18 protein-coding genes are annotated in these 17,598 nt (G+C 51.7%); 4 read left to right on the forward strand and 14 right to left on the reverse strand.

Annotation, left to right across the window (positions count from 1 at the left end):
- Positions 1 to 208: 208 nt before the first annotated feature.
- Both EDD77_RS09805 and EDD77_RS09810 read left to right on the forward strand, forming a co-directional pair.
- A complete protein-coding gene (locus EDD77_RS09805) occupies positions 209 to 427 on the forward strand; it encodes a heavy-metal-associated domain-containing protein (RefSeq protein WP_050005262.1) in 219 nt (72 codons plus the stop codon).
- A 63-nt stretch (positions 428 to 490) separates the two neighbouring features.
- Positions 491 to 2,356 carry a heavy metal translocating P-type ATPase gene (locus tag EDD77_RS09810; protein ID WP_058965396.1) on the forward strand — a complete coding sequence of 622 codons (1,866 nt, stop codon included), beginning with the start codon at positions 491 to 493 and terminating at the stop codon, positions 2,354 to 2,356.
- Positions 2,357 to 2,420: 64 nt separating this feature from the next.
- Here EDD77_RS09810 and EDD77_RS09815 read toward each other — a convergent pair whose 3' ends face one another.
- Positions 2,421 to 2,783, reverse strand: coding sequence for an ArsR/SmtB family transcription factor (locus tag EDD77_RS09815; RefSeq protein ID WP_058965395.1), 363 nt, complete (start codon positions 2,781 to 2,783; stop codon positions 2,421 to 2,423).
- Between the two features lie 75 nt (positions 2,784 to 2,858).
- Between EDD77_RS09815 and EDD77_RS09820 the strand changes: the two genes are divergently transcribed.
- A complete protein-coding gene (locus EDD77_RS09820) occupies positions 2,859 to 3,176 on the forward strand; it encodes an ArsR/SmtB family transcription factor (protein WP_050005259.1) in 318 nt (105 codons plus the stop codon).
- Between the two features lie 48 nt (positions 3,177 to 3,224).
- On the opposite strand, the gene EDD77_RS09825 is transcribed toward EDD77_RS09820, so the two are convergent.
- Positions 3,225 to 3,743: a nitroreductase family protein gene (locus EDD77_RS09825; protein ID WP_058965394.1), complete on the reverse strand. Its 519-nt coding sequence runs from the start codon at positions 3,741 to 3,743 to the stop codon at positions 3,225 to 3,227.
- Positions 3,744 to 3,888: 145 nt separating this feature from the next.
- On the opposite strand from EDD77_RS09825, the gene EDD77_RS09830 reads away from it, so the two are divergent.
- Positions 3,889 to 4,242: a winged helix-turn-helix transcriptional regulator gene (locus EDD77_RS09830; protein ID WP_058965393.1), complete on the forward strand. Its 354-nt coding sequence runs from the start codon at positions 3,889 to 3,891 to the stop codon at positions 4,240 to 4,242.
- Between the two features lie 132 nt (positions 4,243 to 4,374).
- Here EDD77_RS09830 and EDD77_RS09835 read toward each other — a convergent pair whose 3' ends face one another.
- The 12 genes from EDD77_RS09835 to EDD77_RS09890 all read right to left on the reverse strand — a co-directional run bounded on the left by EDD77_RS09835 (position 4,375) and on the right by EDD77_RS09890 (position 17,581).
- The gene (locus EDD77_RS09835; RefSeq protein ID WP_058965392.1) at positions 4,375 to 4,707 is read right to left on the reverse strand and encodes a hypothetical protein; all 333 of its coding nucleotides are present in this window, start codon (positions 4,705 to 4,707) and stop codon (positions 4,375 to 4,377) included.
- Positions 4,708 to 4,885: 178 nt separating this feature from the next.
- Positions 4,886 to 5,398, reverse strand: coding sequence for a DUF4120 domain-containing protein (locus EDD77_RS09840; RefSeq protein WP_242868417.1), 513 nt, complete (start codon positions 5,396 to 5,398; stop codon positions 4,886 to 4,888).
- A gap of 112 nt (positions 5,399 to 5,510) precedes the next feature.
- A complete protein-coding gene (locus EDD77_RS09845) occupies positions 5,511 to 7,991 on the reverse strand; it encodes a hypothetical protein (RefSeq protein ID WP_058965390.1) in 2,481 nt (826 codons plus the stop codon).
- Positions 7,988 to 10,105, reverse strand: coding sequence for a hypothetical protein (locus tag EDD77_RS09850; RefSeq protein ID WP_058965389.1), 2,118 nt, complete (start codon positions 10,103 to 10,105; stop codon positions 7,988 to 7,990). Before EDD77_RS09850 ends, EDD77_RS09845 begins: the two co-directional genes overlap by 4 nt.
- A gap of 21 nt (positions 10,106 to 10,126) precedes the next feature.
- Positions 10,127 to 10,351 carry a hypothetical protein gene (locus tag EDD77_RS09855; protein WP_058965388.1) on the reverse strand — a complete coding sequence of 75 codons (225 nt, stop codon included), beginning with the start codon at positions 10,349 to 10,351 and terminating at the stop codon, positions 10,127 to 10,129.
- Between the two features lie 81 nt (positions 10,352 to 10,432).
- Positions 10,433 to 12,454: an NAD-dependent DNA ligase LigA gene (gene ligA / locus EDD77_RS09860; protein ID WP_058965387.1), complete on the reverse strand. Its 2,022-nt coding sequence runs from the start codon at positions 12,452 to 12,454 to the stop codon at positions 10,433 to 10,435.
- On the reverse strand, positions 12,454 to 12,774 hold the full coding sequence (locus EDD77_RS09865; RefSeq protein ID WP_050005248.1) for a hypothetical protein: 321 nt from the start codon (positions 12,772 to 12,774) through the stop codon (positions 12,454 to 12,456). Before EDD77_RS09865 ends, ligA begins: the two co-directional genes overlap by 1 nt.
- Positions 12,767 to 13,309 carry a hypothetical protein gene (locus tag EDD77_RS18505; protein ID WP_242868415.1) on the reverse strand — a complete coding sequence of 181 codons (543 nt, stop codon included), beginning with the start codon at positions 13,307 to 13,309 and terminating at the stop codon, positions 12,767 to 12,769. The genes EDD77_RS09865 and EDD77_RS18505 overlap by 8 nt, the downstream gene beginning before the upstream one ends.
- A 12-nt stretch (positions 13,310 to 13,321) precedes the next feature.
- Positions 13,322 to 13,804 (reverse strand): hypothetical protein, encoded by a 483-nt coding sequence (locus tag EDD77_RS09875; RefSeq protein ID WP_058965386.1) that lies wholly within the window; start codon positions 13,802 to 13,804, stop codon positions 13,322 to 13,324.
- Between the two features lie 63 nt (positions 13,805 to 13,867).
- A complete protein-coding gene (locus EDD77_RS09880) occupies positions 13,868 to 16,060 on the reverse strand; it encodes a PcfJ domain-containing protein (protein WP_058965385.1) in 2,193 nt (730 codons plus the stop codon).
- 1 nt (position 16,061) lies between these two features.
- On the reverse strand, positions 16,062 to 16,607 hold the full coding sequence (locus EDD77_RS09885) for a DUF7666 domain-containing protein (protein WP_058965384.1): 546 nt from the start codon (positions 16,605 to 16,607) through the stop codon (positions 16,062 to 16,064).
- Between the two features lie 11 nt (positions 16,608 to 16,618).
- Positions 16,619 to 17,581 (reverse strand): Cas9 inhibitor AcrIIA9 family protein, encoded by a 963-nt coding sequence (locus EDD77_RS09890; RefSeq protein ID WP_058965383.1) that lies wholly within the window; start codon positions 17,579 to 17,581, stop codon positions 16,619 to 16,621.
- Positions 17,582 to 17,598 lie beyond the last annotated feature (17 nt).

The following is a 17,598-nucleotide window of genomic DNA, read 5'->3' on the forward strand; positions in this document are numbered from 1 at the left end:
TTGTTCCATCACAAAGATTATATAAAGTGTAAGTTGCCGTCGTCTGCTCCAATCAGCAGGATTTGCAATCCAAAGGGCAGAACCCTTTCCCAATCCATTGACTTTAAGCCGTTGTGTGAATATACTGTGCCCGTAACAGTTAAATGAATGTTTAATTGTTCGGCCATGTCAAACCAACCAAATACTAAAAGGAAAGGGGGTCTTTGTGATGAAAAAGACCATTAAGCTGATCGACCTTGACTGCGGCCACTGTGCCGCCAAGATTCAGAAAGCCGTACAGAAAATCGACGGCGTAAATGACGTGGAAGTGAACTTCCTGAGCCAGAAGATGGTTCTGGATGCTCCGGATGACCGCTTCGACGCAATTCTGGCTGAGGCCAAGGCGCTTATCAAAAAGATTGAGCCGGATGTGACGGTCAAGGCGTAAGAAAAGCTGAACACCGGCTGCCAGAAACGGCAGCCGGTGTTTGACTGAAAGGAGATGTTTATTATGACACGAAAACAAAAGCACCTGCTTTTCCGCATTATCATTGCGGCAGTGCTGTTCGCTGCCGGCAGTCTGCTCACACTTGATCCGACTGCGGAAATGGCAGTATTTCTGGTCTGCTATGTTGTAATCGGCTGGGATATTGTCTGGAAGGCTCTCACCAATATCCTGCATGGACAGGTATTCGATGAAAACTTTCTGATGACGATTGCCACTATTGGCGCACTGATCTTAGGAGAACACTCTGAGGGCGTAGCCGTTATGCTGTTCTATCAGGTAGGAGAATGGTTCCAGTCCTATGCGGTTTCCAAATCCAGAAAATCCATTGCAAGCCTGATGGACATTCGCCCTGACTATGCAAATGTAGAACGGAATGGAAAACTTGAACAGGTCGATCCTGAAGAAGTAAACATCGGGGATACGATTGTAGTAAAGCCTGGTGAACGGGTGCCGCTGGATGGTAAAATCATCAAAGGCACGTCCGCTTTGGATACATCTGCTCTCACCGGCGAATCCATGCCCCGTGACGTGGAACCTGGGATGGAAGTAATCAGCGGGTGCATCAACCAGACAGGTATCCTGACCATTCAGACCACTAAAAAGTATGGGGAATCCACTGTTGCAAAAATTTTGGACCTTGTGGAGAATGCCAGCGATAAAAAAGGAAAAACAGAAAACTTTATCAGCCGTTTTGCCCGCTACTACACCCCGATTGTGGTCTTTGCAGCGATTGCCCTTGCAGTTCTGCCGCCTCTTGTCACTGGACAGCCATTCACGGTCTGGATTTACCGGGCACTGACCTTCCTGGTGATTTCCTGCCCCTGCGCTCTGGTTATCTCTATTCCGCTTAGTTTCTTTGGCGGCATCGGCGGTGCATCCAAAATCGGCGTCCTTGTCAAAGGCAGTAACTATTTGGAATCGCTGGCCCATACAGAGGTGGTGGTATTCGATAAAACCGGCACCTTGACAAAGGGTTCTTTTGCGGTCAGCCAGATCAATGCAGTAAGCATGAAAGAGGCACAGCTTTTGGAGCTGGCGGCTTATGCCGAGGACTACTCCAACCATCCGATCTCACTCTCCATAAAAAAAGCGTATGGCAAGAAGATCGACCACAGCCGCATTAGTGATGTGCAGGAAATTGCCGGTCACGGCGTCCGCGCTGTCATAGATGGGAAAACAATTCTCGCTGGCAACGCAAAACTGATGGATAGAGAAGAAATTGCCTATATCCCCTCGAATGCCATTGGTACAGTCATCTATCTGGCCTGCAACGGAAAATATGCTGGTTATATTGTCATTGAAGATGAAATCAAAGCAGATGCTCCGTCTGCAATCAAAGCGTTAAAGGAAGTCGGCGTCAGGAAAACTGTCATGCTCACCGGCGATGCAGATGCCGTCGGAAAGAAAGTGGCGCAAAAGCTGGGGCTGGATCAGGCATATACCGAATTGCTCCCGGCGGACAAGGTTGACCGTGTAGAAATGATGCTCCGGCAGACCACCGAAAAGGGGAAACTGGTGTTTGTTGGCGATGGAATCAACGATGCGCCTGTGCTTGCTCGTGCGGATGTAGGTATTGCCATGGGCGGTCTTGGTTCCGATGCGGCGATTGAGGCTGCGGACGTGGTTTTGATGACAGATGAACCCTCGAAGATCTCCGCAGTTGTCCAGATTGCCAGAAAGACAATCCGTATTGCAAATGAGAATATCGTGTTTGCTCTCGGCGTCAAGATTTTAGTTTTGATTTTGGGAGCTACTGGATACGCAAATATGTGGGCAGCCGTTTTTGCAGATGTTGGCGTATCGGTCATCGCTATTCTAAATGCGATTCGAGCGATGCGGGTAAAGAAATTCCTCCCCGTGACACGTTGACAGATAAGCAGGGATATAAGAATGCGCCGCTGTCCATTGTGGAAACAGCGGCGCATTTCACTTATCAATCAGTCGGACAAGATATTTCAAACAAGGCATCAACGGTTTTATGGAGAAGTTTTGCAGGGCCTGTGTTGGATAAAGTATAGTAGACTTCCTTTCCCTCCCTGCGGCTGGTAATCAGGCCGCTGCTTTTCAGATTTTTCAAGTGGTGGGAAATGGCCGGTGCGCTCATTTGTACCGCTGCCGCTAAATTGCAGACACATTCCTCACTGTGGCACAACAGCCACAGAAGCCGCAGGCGTGACGGATCACTCAACTGCTGAAAAAGGAGCGCTATATCCCGGAAGTTTTCTTCCGCAGGCATTTTATCTAAAACTTTATCAATGTCTTGTCCATGATTATGGGGCAAATGGTAGTGCGACATATCGGCCGCCTCCTTTCCAAAAATAGAATACCCGCAAATAGTATAGCTGTCAAATACGAAAGATTGGAGGTCACTATGGAGCAACAGCAAAAATCATGCGTACTTATACCTGACGCAGCGGACATAGATCGGTTATCTGAGCTGCACAAAGCAATGGGCGATTTCACTCGCATGAAAATCCTATGGGCGCTTATGGGCCGGGAATATTGCGTGAATGAACTGGCCACGCAAATGAATATGTCCGAATCCGCAGTTTCCCATCAACTGAAAATTCTAAAATTTGCAAAGCTGGTTTCCCCACATAAAGTCGGGAAAAATGTATTCTACGCTTTATGCGACGAACATATCAAGTGGATTTTAGAAGAAACCTACGCCCATATCTCTGAAAGATAAAGAGGCGCAGCCCTGTGAAAAAGGGTTGCGCCTCGGTACGGCGATTGTTTACAGCATATCGTAGGAAATCAGTTTATCCATAGGAATGCGCTGAGCGGCAAAGCGGTTCGGATCGCCCTCGCCCTCGGCGGAGTAGCCGATAGCAAGGATATTGATCGGCTCCAGATTGGCAGGCAGATGAAATGCCTTGCTCAGAACGTCCGGCTTAAAGTAGCATACCCAAACACTTCCCAGGCCCAGTTCCGTTGCCTGGAGCATCATGTGGTCCGTCAGGATAGAGGCGTCAATGTCGCCAGTCTGCTTTTTGTCAAAGGGCCGCACCCATGCCTTGTTGTGGTCTGCACACACGATAATTGCCAGCGGCGCTCCATAAACCTCGGCGGCCTCGCCCACTTTCGCAAGGGCCTCATCACTCTGGGCAACAATCAGATGAACCGGCTGAAGATTAGCTGCCGTTGGAGCAACGTGCGCGGCCTCCAAAATCTTGGCCAGCTTTTCAGACTCCACCTTCTGATTGGTATAGTTCCGGACAGAGAAACGCTTTTTAGCGATTTCAAGTAGTTCCATAGTTATAACATCCTTTCTGTGTGTTCTATGTGTCAAATCAACCATCGACTATATTGTAGCACCGCAAATTTTTTTCACAAGAATGTACTTTCCGGGAAGATAGTACCCAAAAGGAAAGTGCTCTTTCGTCAAGGGAGGTACGAATATGCAAGCAGAAAACTTTAGTTGCCCTGTGGAGGCGACATTATCCTTAATCGGTGGTAAATATAAGCCACTCATCTTATGGCACCTTATCGAACAGCCACTTCACTACATGGAGCTTCAGCGGCTCATTCCAAAGGCCACAGCGAAGATGCTTTCGCAGCAGCTCCGGGATCTTCAGCAAAGCGGAATGGTTTCCAGAGAAGTAATACCGGAAAATCCTCCAAAGACAATCTATTCTTTAACATCCTTTGGGAAAAGCATTGTCCCCGTTTTGGAGGCTATGTGTAATTGGGGAACCAGTTATCTGGACGGACTGGATGTGCAGCTCCCTTGCTGCCCATCCATGAGAAAATAAAGAATCCGGCACAGCAGATGCAGACGCATTAAGCTGTGTCGGATTTCTTTTTATATCTGGGACTGTCGTACATAGTTGCACAGTAACGCAACCAAAACTGCCACAGAGTTAATCTATGATGGCATTACATTATTAGTCTTCAACTTCAACATGGAGCTGGTCGGCGATCTCATCAACAGACATCCCATTCTTCAGCGCCAGCTTGACAATTTCCTGGATTTTCTGCTTCTTCGTTTTACGTGGCTTGCGGGGAGGCTTAGGGGCCAGGAGCTCCTTCTTCTTTTCCTCCAGAGATTTGATGCGTTCCCTGGCTGCGGTGATCTTCGCATCATACTCTGCCACAACAGACTCCTTTTTTGATTCCAATTCTTTGATGGACTGATCTATCTTTGCGATTTTTTCGTCCACCTCTGCAGCTCTTTCCTGCGGGGTACGGCGCGGGCGTTTATTCTCGGACTCTGCCATTTTAAGATCACCTTTCCTTTGTGTATAAACTGGATGCGCGTATATTGAAAGAGTACCATATAGCATATCAAAACGCAAGAGTAGGAAGTCGAATCTCGTCCATGAGAAAACCGCCGGGCAGAAGGAAAATCCCTCCGCCCGGCGGTGCCGCATTTGTTACACGAAATCAGCGCGTAGCTTAGGTATGTACGCTGTACTGGGCCTTTGCCAAATCCTCGGCGCCATGCAGTATGATACCGCCGCAGACTCCCGGGCCCCAAGATGTGACCTCTTCAAAAAAGAAGCTGTACGGCGCGCCGTCATCATAAATACGGATTTTCTCCGCATCCCGCCACTGAAAATGGTGTTCCAGGGTTTTCCCCAGCTTGTGCCGCAGGCGCGGCATTTGAACAACCTGATGCAGATTTTTCCTGCTGTGGAACTCATAGCGTCGTGTGACCTTCTCCGGGATGGAGAGCTGGCTCCACTTTGCGTCATTCGCATTTTCTCCGGCCTGCGCAAAGGCGTGAAACGGCTTATAGGGCAGCCGAATACTTTCCTGCCAGCCCCGCACGCTGCCTCTGCCTTCTTCCTGCAGCCAGGTGAACTGGATCTCCAGCATCTGCACACCATCCGTCCCTTTTGCCAGCCGCAGGGAAGCAAAAGAGCCACAGTCGCTGCAAACCAGGCGGCTCTCAGGCCGTTGCTCCAACTGCTGAAATTCCCTGCGCAAGAGAGCAAACCGGGAGGGGGATTTTCGTCCCCAGGATACTGTGCGAATAAAAAGGAGTTCCCCTCTGCACTCTACTTTTACCATTGTACGATCATTCATCGGTTTTCGCCTCCTTCTGCTGTGACGGTTCTGCTGTGCGCATGGCCGCCTGTTCAATGAGGAAAACAGCTCCTTTATACTGCTCTTTATGGGAAGTCACCGCAGCGCCCCCCATAGAATCCAGATACTGCTGTCCATTTTTGGATTTAGAGATATACACATAGAACTGACTGCTGATATATTGGTCGCGGTCATAGCAGTCCAGATAATTCCTCGCCAACACGGCAACGGCGCCAATGGCCGCCGCTTTTTGTGTTACCAATGAAACGGCCATCTTCATCACGGTCCTTGTTTCTTCATCGTTCAAACTGCATGTGTAAATGCGCTCCAGAAACAGAACCAGCCTTTCGTCTGCAGGTGTCATTTTGCCTGTTGGTTGCTCCTGTGCCAGATCAGCAAAGGAGAAATCAAAGTCCGCCGGTCTTTGGAACGCCCCCTTTGTCAGCCGGACGCAGGCGCGGCCAACGACATCTTCTCCTTTCCGAATCAGGATCATCTTCTTGTTGGAGTCAAAAGCCGCCAGCAGGCATTCCCGCTGGCTTCCAGTCCAGCAGGAGAGGCAGGTGCTATGGGGCAGCTCTCCCAACCGCATCGTACGGTAAAAATCATCTGCTTCTTCTGCGAAGAACGGCCCCCGCTCCAGCGTAAGATTGTGTTTCCATGTCGTTTCCTGCGCCTCGCTGATGGGATATCGAATCTCCCGCTGAAGGTCATCGGTAAAGTATTTCAGCGTGTAGAATTGCCCTATCAGTTCAGCCTGCACAATCCTGCGCAGAGCCTCGATAGCCTTGTCGTTACCCTGCAGATAGCCGTATAGAGAGTGCGCCATCGCACTCCCGCCGTGCAGCAGGAAATTGGTAATCGGCTCCTTGTGCTGCTCCACAAATTCATCGGTGAAGGAAAGCCTCTGCTTTAGGTCCAGCCAGTCCTGATCCATGGTAAGGACAGCGGCACGAACCTGCGTCCAGTCCTTTTGCCCGGCAATCACCGTTTCGTTGTTAAGCGCAAAGATAACATCGGCCTCTGATTGGAGTTCCGGGATGAACGCTTGCAGCTGAGCATACCGTTGCAGCAGCCGCATGGCCGTCTTCCGTGTCAAGCCGTGAATGTGCCCAAAGGCGCCGCGGTACCACTCACTAAACGGCTTTTCCAGCAGGCATTGGGCAAGCTGCTCTATTTCCTGATCTTCTATATAGGGACTGATCAGATCATATTTCAACAGCTGGCGGAGGGTAAGCAGCCGCCTGTCCACCGAAAGGGGCGTCAGCAGGGTGTAGAGGCGGACATAGACCTTATCCTGCCGCCACAGCAGCCGCATTTCTTCAAAGGTGTACTGTTGTCCATCTTCCAGCAGGTCAAAGTAGCTGGTTCCGCGCTCTACCGTATCACACGCCTGCAGGTTCTCCACTGTGAGGCTGTTAAGATTGCTATGCTCGCGGAACTTGTCCTCGAACAGAAGCGCATATCGCCCAAGAGACAGGAACAGCTCGCTGTGCTCGCTTACCAGATCCAGAAAATGCTTTTTCCCATGCTGCACCGCATAAGTAAGAATGGGGAACTGATAACGGCGGATAGCTTCAAAATCCAGACGGAGCCTGCCGGAGTACAGGGCATTGAGATAGCTCAGCTCATTGCACAGGATCTCCTGCCGTTGTTCTTTGTCCAGCGGCTGGACGCCTGAGATAAACCAGTTGAGGTCATATTGACCCGCATGATTCTGCAGCCACCGCTCAAAGAAAGCATCAAGATCCTCTGTATCGAAATCGAAGACGCCCAGCAGGCGGCGAAACTTCATCACATCGGCCATCTGCACCCAGCCAAGGTCCTTGATCCGCTCAGCATCCAGCGCCAGTGTCACACCCTGCCGGTAGAGCAGCGCAAGGACCCGCTGGAGCGGCCGGTTCTGTTCCAGTAATTCCAGCGCCGTTCTCTCGTTGTCATGCCAGTTGAACAGGTATGGCCCCAGAAACGGAAGCCGCATCATACCTCTTTGCGCATCCGTCAATGTGGAAATCTCATCCCATTCCGCTGCCGGGAAGGTGTTGAGATTATCAATGATAGCCTGTTCTTCTTCCTCATACTTGATAAGTGGCAGGTAGTATTTCATGTAATAAAAACGCAGGGACGATGGAAGATCTGCGCCCGCCGCTGCCAGCACCCGCTCATGCGGGTACTGTATCAACTGCTCTCCGCAGTCTTCCGCCGACCGAAGCATACTTGTGACCGGCTGGTCATCAACTCCATAGTCACACAGCGCCCGATAGAGTACGGCAAATTCCGGCGTCTTAACAAGTTCTTTCTGAATGCACATGTTCTCTTTGCCGGAACGCAGCCTGTCCTGCAATTCAAATTTTTCAGCCCGCTCGCAGGTCTGATCCAGAGCATCCTCAGGGAATTTCGCCGTCAACTCCGGTTTCAGACCGCTTTTTTCCATACGGGTGAGCAGGGACAAATGTTTGAGCGTGTTGATCATGCGGCTTCACCTCCTACGATAGCCTGTACCATTGTCAATATCTCTTTTCTCGGCCGGGGTTCATACTTCACCAAATCCCCGCACAGTTCAAAGAATTGCTGCATTTCCTCTGCTGCAAGGGTCTGACCACAGCCTTTCGGCCATTCCAGCAGCTTTTCATAGACTATATCCAGCGCCATATCTCTTGACTCGCCATAGCGATATCCACGCAAAAATAGCGCCAAAGATTTTGCGCTGCCGTCATAATGCTGTTCCAGTTTTTCCTGGCGCTCCATGCTCTCCCGCTGCCGCCGGCATTCCTTTTCCTGCTCTTCTTTTTCAGCAGCAGCTTTCCGGTCAGTCTCTATTTCATCTTTGGAGTAGAGTTGCTCCTTCAACTGCCTTGCCTCACCGCTGTTGCAGGCGCCACGGGCCAAAAGCAGCCGTAAGACAGACGCCAACAACGGCTTTTCATAGATGTGCTGTACTTCTGGGTTCTTGAGCGCACAGAGGACAAACGAATCATATTCTTTCGGTTCCATCTGGAAGAATGAGGCATCGATCCAGTCAAACAGCTGACGATACTGCTCCGCCGTAAGGAACGGACGGGTCATCGACATCCTGAAGGCGCTTCTGCTGTAATAGCCTTCCTCCTGGACAAAACTTTTGTGGAAACAGAACCCGTCTCCAAAGATCTTCCGGAGCTGGGAAAGTGTGTACTGGCTGAACAGCTTTTGCGCAAAGCGGTAGCACCGCCAGCTGGAGATTTTCAGCGCATACTCCTTCAAAAGCTTCAAAGGATAGGAATCATTCCCGTCGCCCTTATGCTGCTCAAAGAACTGCCACAAATCAATCTCCTTGCGTTCCACCAGCAAAGCAAAGCTGCGAAGGCCATTCCATTGGTAGCTGTCAAAATACTCGGCGTACTCTGCGCCGGTCAGATCCCGATAACGTGCCAGCCAGCGCCGCAGCGGAATCGCCGCTTGGGAGTGGAGCATCTGTTCGGTGAACAGTTCCATATAGGGCTCCTTGTCCAACTCCTTTGCCAATATGTCATACTGCGGATCGAATACATCAAAGCGATAGGGGAACCGTTTTTGAATCTCCAGATTCATCCAGAGGATGGTACGGGGCGCCGTGGGGGCAAGTCCTGGCTGGACAGCTGCCCACAAGTCCGAATAGCCTTCATATTTGATCTCAAAGCTTCCGTAAAACCGAAACAACCAGCCGATGTACGCATAGATTTCTTTCGGCTGTTCCTCCGAATGGTTCAACAAGGTCTGGACACAGGCTGTTGCAATCTTTTCTGCCGTGATCCCTTTAGCCGAGAGCCGGTCTGGTATCCGGTCTGCCCACATTGCCAGAGAGTTTGCCAGCGCGATCTCCTCCGTGCTGTATCCAACAGTGCGCAGAACAGTAAACTCCCGGCTGTCAGCCTTCATGTTCATATAGGGCAGCTTCATCAGCGTCCGCAGTACAAGATCCGCCTTGCCTCGATAGCGTTTGACCTCTTTGGTATAGATACGGATGAACCACTCCAGCACGCCAAAATTCCATTCCAGGGAGAGTGTTCTGTCCGGCCCAAACAGCCGTATCAACTGCGGCCGCATGGCCCTGTAGCCGTCCTCCGGGTCATCAAACAGGGAGAGCACAAACAGCGCCTCTTCTGTTCTCACATATTCTCTGACGGCCAATTCATCCAGCCGCGCGCGGCGCTTAGTGGCGTCGTCTTCCAGCAGATAGAGCGCACCTTGCAGGTAAACATCAGTCCCATCAGCCCTGCGAAGTTTCTGCAGGAAATTGTTCCGCTGATTGCCCACAAACATTGTGCTATCCTGAATCTGGCGAGTGTAGCCCAAGGCCAGTGCCAGCGAGCGGAGGATGCGCAGATCCGATCCCAGCTTTTCCTCAAAACGCTCCAGCACTTCGCCAGGGTAGCGCAGATTATGAGGCTCAAAATAGCCGGACACATTCTGTTCTTCCTGCCAGATCTGTATTGCTTTCAGCTGGCGGTATGTTATTCTGGCCTCATCGTTCTGGGCCGTCCGCACGATCAGTTCAGCAAAGGCATGATACAGCGTAAGGTCAATGACATTCTGGTAGGCGCTGTATGCCGGTAGGATTTCCTGGATCACGAGATTTCCCTCCTTTTTCTTTTACTGCAGCCAATACCCGCCAGTGGAGTAGTTCCATTCAATCGTCCCATCTTCATAGATCTGAGGGCCATGGGCAGTCAGGCTCCAGCCGTCGGACAGCCTCGTGAAGTAAGCTATCGTTTCACAGGGGCGGATGCCCTTTACACGGTCGGTACAGCGATATTGACTGCCATTGCGGTTGGTGTAAATATGATTGACAACGGGAATAAAATATTTTTTCTCCATTTGAAGTTCCTCCATCAAAAGTATGGGGAGAGGGCCGCAAGCGGCTCTCTCCCCATTTTCAAACATTGATGACTCAGTGTGTCACGCCACGCCGGCCATACGGAAAAATTCTTCCGGCATCAGCACCGGGATACCCAACTCCCGCGCTTTGGACAGCTTGCTGCCGGCCTTCTCACCGCAAACCAGATAATTGGTCTTGCGGGTCACCGAACTGCCGGCCACCGCCCCCAGCGAGGCGATCAGGCTGTTCATCTCGTCGCGGGTGTAGGGCTCCACCTTGCCAGTCACTACAATCGTCTTTCCAGCAAAAGGATTGCTTTGATCGGTCGCCTGGTTTTCAGCGGCGGCCGGTTTCTGAATATTCATCATCATCTGTAATTCCTCCCAAACACAAAAATTATCTTCATCGCAGAACCATTCATGGATGTTGTTGTGCAGCGTATCTCCGAAATCCGGGAGCTGACGAAAATCGTAACCCGCATAGACGGCATCCCGGAATTCCTCAAGGCTGCCGTGAAATTCCCGGCACAGAACACCGCTGGCTGTGTTGCCTATCATGGGAATGTCCATGGCGATCACATACCGTTCAAAAGTGGTGTTACGGCTCGCCTGGATGGCGGCCCACAGGCGCTGCCAGGACTTTTCGCCGAACCCCTCCATACGAATGAGATCATCCTTGTGCTGGTCCAGACTGTAAATGTCCATGTAGCTGTGAATCCAGCCGCGGCCGATCAGCTTTTCCAGGGTCGCCTCGGACAGTCCCTCGATATTCATCGCCTTCTTGCTGACAAAATGGACAAACTGCTTGAGTTTCCGCGTCTCACAGGCGGCATTGTCGCAGAACAAAGTCTTAATGATCCGCTCCTTGCCATTTTCGTCCCGTCCCTTGGTTTCGTGGATACGGGTGGGCTGCCCGCAGCAGGGGCACTGGTGCGGAAATACTCCATCCAGACTGAAACTGCCTCGGTCGATATTTTCTTCCACATGCGGAATGATCATATTCCGCTTGCTGACCAGAATGCGGTTGCCCGGCATCAGCTCCAGGTCCTCAATGAAGGACAGATTGTGAAGGCTGGCCCGCGATACCTCACACCCCTCGATTTCTACCGGGGCAAAGACAGCCACCGGCGCAATCTCTCCAGTCCGTCCCGGCGTCCATTCAATGGAACGAAGCGTTGTTTCAAAAAGCTCGTCCTCAAACTTGAATGCCAGACCATCCTTGTAATGATGCCCTGTGCGCCCGCGGCTTTTGGAAAAGGCGATGTCATTGTAGGTTACAACAATACCGTCGATAGGGATATCGCTGTCTTTCGCATATTGCTGCAGCTGCTTGATGCCATCCTCAGTCTCTTCCTGCGTCAATGGCCGCTTGGTCACCAGATATTTGCAGGGATTGAAGCCTAATTTTTGAATCTCCTTGAGGCGTTCTGACTTTCGGGGCAGGTCATCAAAGCCCACCAAAACGCTGAACGGCATAAAGGTCACACACCGTCCCATACACTCTCCGGCATCCCGCAGGCGCACCGATCCGGCCGCTAAATTGCGGCCATTCTTGTAGGTCTCACCGTTTTCGTCCACTATCGAAGTGTTCAGCCGCTCGAAATCACTGGGGCGGATGAACGCCTCCCCAGTGACCACCAGGCGCCCCTGATACTGGATGCGGGCCGGGATGCCGCTGATAGCTCTGGTGTTGTGGGTGACGATTTCACCCACATCGCCGTCCCCCCGCGTAGCAGCCTCCATCAGTACGCCGCCCTCATAGGTCAGCTTGATGGTGAGGCCGTCCAGTTTGAGCATGAACATCACCTGATGCTCGCCCATAAACCGGCACAGCTCCAGACTGCTTTTCACCTTGTCCAGCGAAAGGAGCGGGATCTCATGGGTGGCTTTCTCCAGCTTGCCCACCACGGGATAGCCCACGGTGGTCGTGGGAGAATTCGCCATCTGAACGCCAGTTTCTTTTTCCAGGCTCTGAAGCTCGTCAAAGAGCCGGTCATAGACCTCATCGCTGACGCTGGGATTGTTGTGGTTATAGTATTCGTTGCGATAGCGGTTGAGCCGATCCGTCAGTTCCCGCTGCTTCCTCAAAATAGTTTGATCCATTATGCTGCCTCCTTGTCCAGAACACGAAACGCCATGATCAGCGTTTCCGCCGTCTTTGTTTGATTCATGTATGAGCTGCATACGCCATCCTCAAATGACCAAGTGCTGGCCGCTCCCCACCACATCACGGAGCCGCGCCCTTCGTTCGCCGCGTTGATGCGGGGAGCAGGCGGATTAAGAATTTTGGTGTAAAAACCCTGAGTATTTGCCAGTGTGACCTCCCGCAGTTCCCCAACACATCCAGGCCGGCAATGGTCGGTGACCACCAGCCGAGTGCCAGGCCGCAGCGTGCGCTTGAGCTGGTTTAGATTTTTAATCATGTCTGCCTCCGTTTGGTATAAGAGCCGCTTCCTGTATTTCCAGCATCCATGTGCTGGAAATTCCTAAGTAAAAAGGATGCCTATATGAAAATATCAGGCCCTCTCTGCCATCTGGGAGCAAACGGTCGTCCTCCCATATAATCGGTGGACCACAGATAATATCCGCGGCTTTCTGAGCTTTGATATTCAAGACACTTTTCTTCATCTGCCTGCGGAGCTCATCTTTATCACGGCTTACGGCCATGACCTTAGTTCCGCGAAATCCATCGTCATCCCAGGCAAGAACAAGAGCATACAGCGACGCGGTCTCAGACTTTGTTTTTGAGCCCTGAGTTTGTTCACGGCCAACTGCGTACCGCCCAAAATTCAATTCCTGAATGATCCGCAGGATAGCGTCATCATCCTCCCACGGCGCAAAGAGGGTGGTTCGTCCGGGGCCCTCTCCCACATGTACCCTTACGGTTTTATCGTAGATCTGCATCAGCACATCGGGGCGCTGGGCGCAGACTACGGCCAAATTTCCAAGCTGTTTCATTGATTCCTCCTTTTATTCCACTCGCAGCCAGATCACGATGGGCCGCTTGAGGTCAGCTGTCACATAATTCTTTCGCACATTGACGGGGCGGTAATATCCATCCAGTTCGCACTCCGTACTCTGCTCAATACGCCCTTCGTCCCTGGCAAGATGTTGCCGAAATGAACGCAGGGTGTGCAGGCGTACCGCCAGCGGATCGCTTTCCCGGCATAACAGGTCAGCACAATACACATAGCGGCGCGGTTCTTCTTTGAGCATAAAGCCATAAGTCATATACCGATGGCAACGATGCCCCTTTGCCCGTTCAATGTGTTTCAAAAAGGCCACGCCGGCTTTTCCGCCCTGAGTCAAACAGATGTTTCCTAATTGGCCGCGCTGGTCAGATGTCAGTGGAATCTCCATTTTCTTCTGACCTTGCAAACCTTTGTAGGCACGAAAGAGCTCCGGTGCGTAACGACAACCGCGGATTTCATACCAAAACATGCTATTGCTCATAAAACCTCCTTCCTAATACAGCTGGCCGGACGCCCCAAAGGACGCCCGGCCATTGCTCTTTTCTCACGCAGCCGCAGGAAGTTCCTGCTGCTGCATGACTTCTTTGTTTTCCATCAAGTCCGCCAAAAGTACATCTGCCAGCAGACATCCAGCAAGATGCCCGGTGTGGATGATTACACGGTCTTTCTGCATCTGGATAAATTCCTCTTTCCTCAGTTCGCGGCTCCGCGCTGCCAACTTCAGATCGCGGCGGGTAAGACGCGCTGTTATGGCTTTCTGCCATTTCAGCAGAAATTCACTCGCCTGTTCAATGTCCTCATATTGGCGGTCGAACAGGGTTCGTTTCTGTCGTACCGTACCATCCGGCTCAATTTCCAGCGTGTAATAGGGATCTCCCGGCTCATTCGTCCGGCGCAGGAACATGATGAAGCTTTCCTGGCGTTCTATACGCTCATAATATCGCTCACCGCTGCCGTCGTTTCCCACACAATGGTGGAGCATTCGGCCTTCTTTGATGATCTCAAAGATGTTTTGGGGCGCAAGTACCGTATAGTCTTCATCCGCGTAAGCATATTTTTTTTGCAATTCCATACAGATGGCATTGACATGGGGATATTTCGCCGCCATTTTCGCCGCCTGTTCTTCAAGACTCCCTGCCTCGCTCTGGATGACCAGTTCATCATGCCGCTGGCGCAGTTTGCGCACACGGTAGATGATCTCGTCACTGGTGTCGTAGTGCAGTCGCTCTGCCATAGCAAGATAGTCCTGCCAAGTGAACAGTGCCTGTCTACAGCTGCCGTCAAAGTACTGTTTTTGTTTCTGCAGGTAATTTTTTATCTGAACCAGGCTCATGCGATCTGAAATGAATATCAAATCTCTGGCTGTGATCCGTTCTTTTTTGAGCCAGGCCAGCATATCATCGGAGACATTTTGGCCGGTCCGCTTTTCGAGCTGCAACCATGCCAGGTCTTCCGTATCACCGTCTATCTGTCTCAAACGCTGGAATCTGGAGCCATCTAACCCCAAGGCCCGAATCAGTCGCGGCTCATCCGGATAAAGGATCTGTTTCCGAACACTATCCGTGCGTTCAAAGCACTCCTTTGTCAGTGCCGGCAAGCCCGCCTTCCAGATCTGCTCCATCTTCGGCACATGTTTCCAAACAGCCAAATACTTCTCTGGGTCGGTCACTGGATGCTTGCGCAGCCACTCTACGAGCCCCGTACCGCGCAGTTCTTCCCGCTCCATGCAGGGCAGGCTCTTTCCATATACGCGGCCTCTTTCATCTCCATGGTAACCATAGTAGCAGGGTTTACCGGCAATCCAGCGTGTCTCCCTCTGGCAATACATACCCCAATAGTAGGAACGGATCTCTCCGCTGCGGTCATAAATTGAACGGCGCAATTCATGCCAATAGGGTTCGCTGCGGGGCAGGCTTTCTTTTCGGTAAGTCCGGTCTGCCTTGAATTCACGGAGGACGAAACCATCCCTGCACCGCTGGATCAGATAGGCATAGTACCTGTCTGTTCGGATGTAGCCAGCACGCCCAAACGCCTTGAATACGATGGGATGCCGGCAGCAGGAACAGCGCCCTTTCTTATTGTGATACGGGTGCCCGGTTATCGGGACCTCTTTTCCGCAGAAGGTACAGTATCCGGATTTCGCTCCGCCGCGCTTATAGTGATAGAAGATGAAATTTTCCCGTACAGCCACTTTATCAATCCAGCGCAGCCAATCCTTGGGTAAGTCCGGCACCTGAGCCAAATCCTGATCCCATGGGTCAGTAATTCGCTTGTGATGCCGCTCCAACTGTTCGTCCCGCACATTTCTCTGAAAATCAAGAATGCCGAGGTATCCACCGCGCTCCCCAGAAAAGTAATCCTGCACTATGGCGGCATCTTCCTCGGTGAACCAGCAGGTACCATAATAGTTTCTTCCCGGCCAATCCAACCTGTCCAACTTGGCCTCTCGCCATTTTTTCTCTAAATGGTCGTAGGTCAAAAACCGGCGTGCTTTTTTGTCGAGGAACACCTCATAGGCGGGGTTACTGCCATCCAGCCGCAGATGATCCGGAAGATAAAAAGCCGCTTTGAGAATGCCATCCTGAACGAGACAATTCATGTACGGGTAGTACATACGCTCAACATAAGTGTAGCCATAGGGGCTCTTATGCTGCTTAGGATCATCCTTGATTGCCGCTTGTTTCATCTCTGGCGTTGCCGTCAATCTCGGCATTGCCAGAAGTGCAGATTTCTTCAACTCAATTCACCATCCTTTTCTCAAGATCAGCCCCATACCAAATTCCCGGAAGAAGCGTTTTCCCATCAATGGTCGCCACCACGATCTGCTGAATCAAACCGGTCGTGGCGTCCTCTTTGGCAAAAGCCAGCACATCGCCTTTCTGCCCTCCCTTTGCAATGGGGTCGGCGCCGCGCACCGCCGCATAACCGCTCCATGCCACGGCCTTGTCCTTTTGCACATGGCTGTTCCGCTTCCGTTTGGGGTGGTCTGCCATGAAAGCAAGGCCATGGAGGAATAATTCCTTTTTCGTCAGCCGTTTCAAAATAGTCAGTTCGGTACAAGAGATTTTGGAATCAACTGCATCCTCATCAATATCTCCGCCGGCATCGACAATATAGTATTCCGCATGGTCTACATCCGAATAGTAACTCAGGCAGTCCAGCGGGTCCTCCGCACAGTGAAAACCATTTTGAGCGCAGTTCGCCTTCTCCGTTACATTCAGTCCCATCTGGAACTGGTAGCCGCGGCAAATCAAGCCGGGAAGAAATCCTTTATATGCAATCATGCTGCACCCCTTCAGCCTGCTTTTGCCATGCCGAGATCCAGCAGGGACAACTGACCATCACCAGCAGGCTTTTTATCTGCGGCAGGCTTCGGCTTGGGGTCCGCCTTTTTCTTTTCCTGCTTCTTCTTGGCGGTCTTGGCTGCCTTGGAGGAAGACTTTCCGTAGTAGGGCTTCGGAACAAACTTTTCCTCCTGCTCCTGATCCTCCTTGGCGTCTGGGTCGCGGAAATAATCCTCTGCCCACTGATAACACAGATCGTCCGGAACATCACAGCCATACCCCTGACTGCCCGGGCCCGGCTGAATGCCGCTCGCTTTGAGTTCGTCCTGAATGTAGTCCCATGCCTTGCGGCTGATATATTGGAAGCAATGGATCATTGACTTGCGCGGGTGCATGGTGAGGCGGGCAAAAGCGATATCCTCCAGGCACTTGGTCTGGATAAATTCCGCCACGCACTCCTTCATGTTGCGCCGGGTCAGCTTTTCTGTATCTGCGCTGACTCGCTGCATGGAGGCGTTCACCACCTCGTCATCACTCATTGCCGCCAGACGGTCCAGCTGCTCCTGCTCGGCTTTTTTCTTTTCAGCCTGCCTGGCTTCCCATTCTGCCTTATGCTTGGCTTCAGCAGCCTCATGTTCCGCCCGGCGCTTATCTTCATCGGCAGCCGCATTGGGCTCGGCAGGCGTCTCCGGCTCTTGGCCGGCATCATCCCCATCCGTGTCCTGCGTGTCTATGGAATCAGTTTCATCCTGTTCTTCCGTTCCGCTCGCCACTTCCTGCAAACCGCCATCCACATCGGCAGTGGACGCAGATACCGGTTCTACGGGCGCGGGCGTCGATGCCCCGTCAGACGGCGGTACCGGCAGTTCGTCAAAGGTTTCCTCATCCTCAAAGGGATTTCCCACCGGAAACCCTTCCGTGGTGGACTTTTGCCCCTCCTGCATATTCAGCGACATTTCCGAAAAATATCCCATAGTGATCTCCTTTCTGT

The sequence above is a fragment of the Allofournierella massiliensis genome (genome assembly GCF_004345265.1).
In the GTDB taxonomy this organism is placed as follows: Bacteria; Bacillota; Clostridia; order Oscillospirales; family Ruminococcaceae; genus Allofournierella; species Allofournierella massiliensis.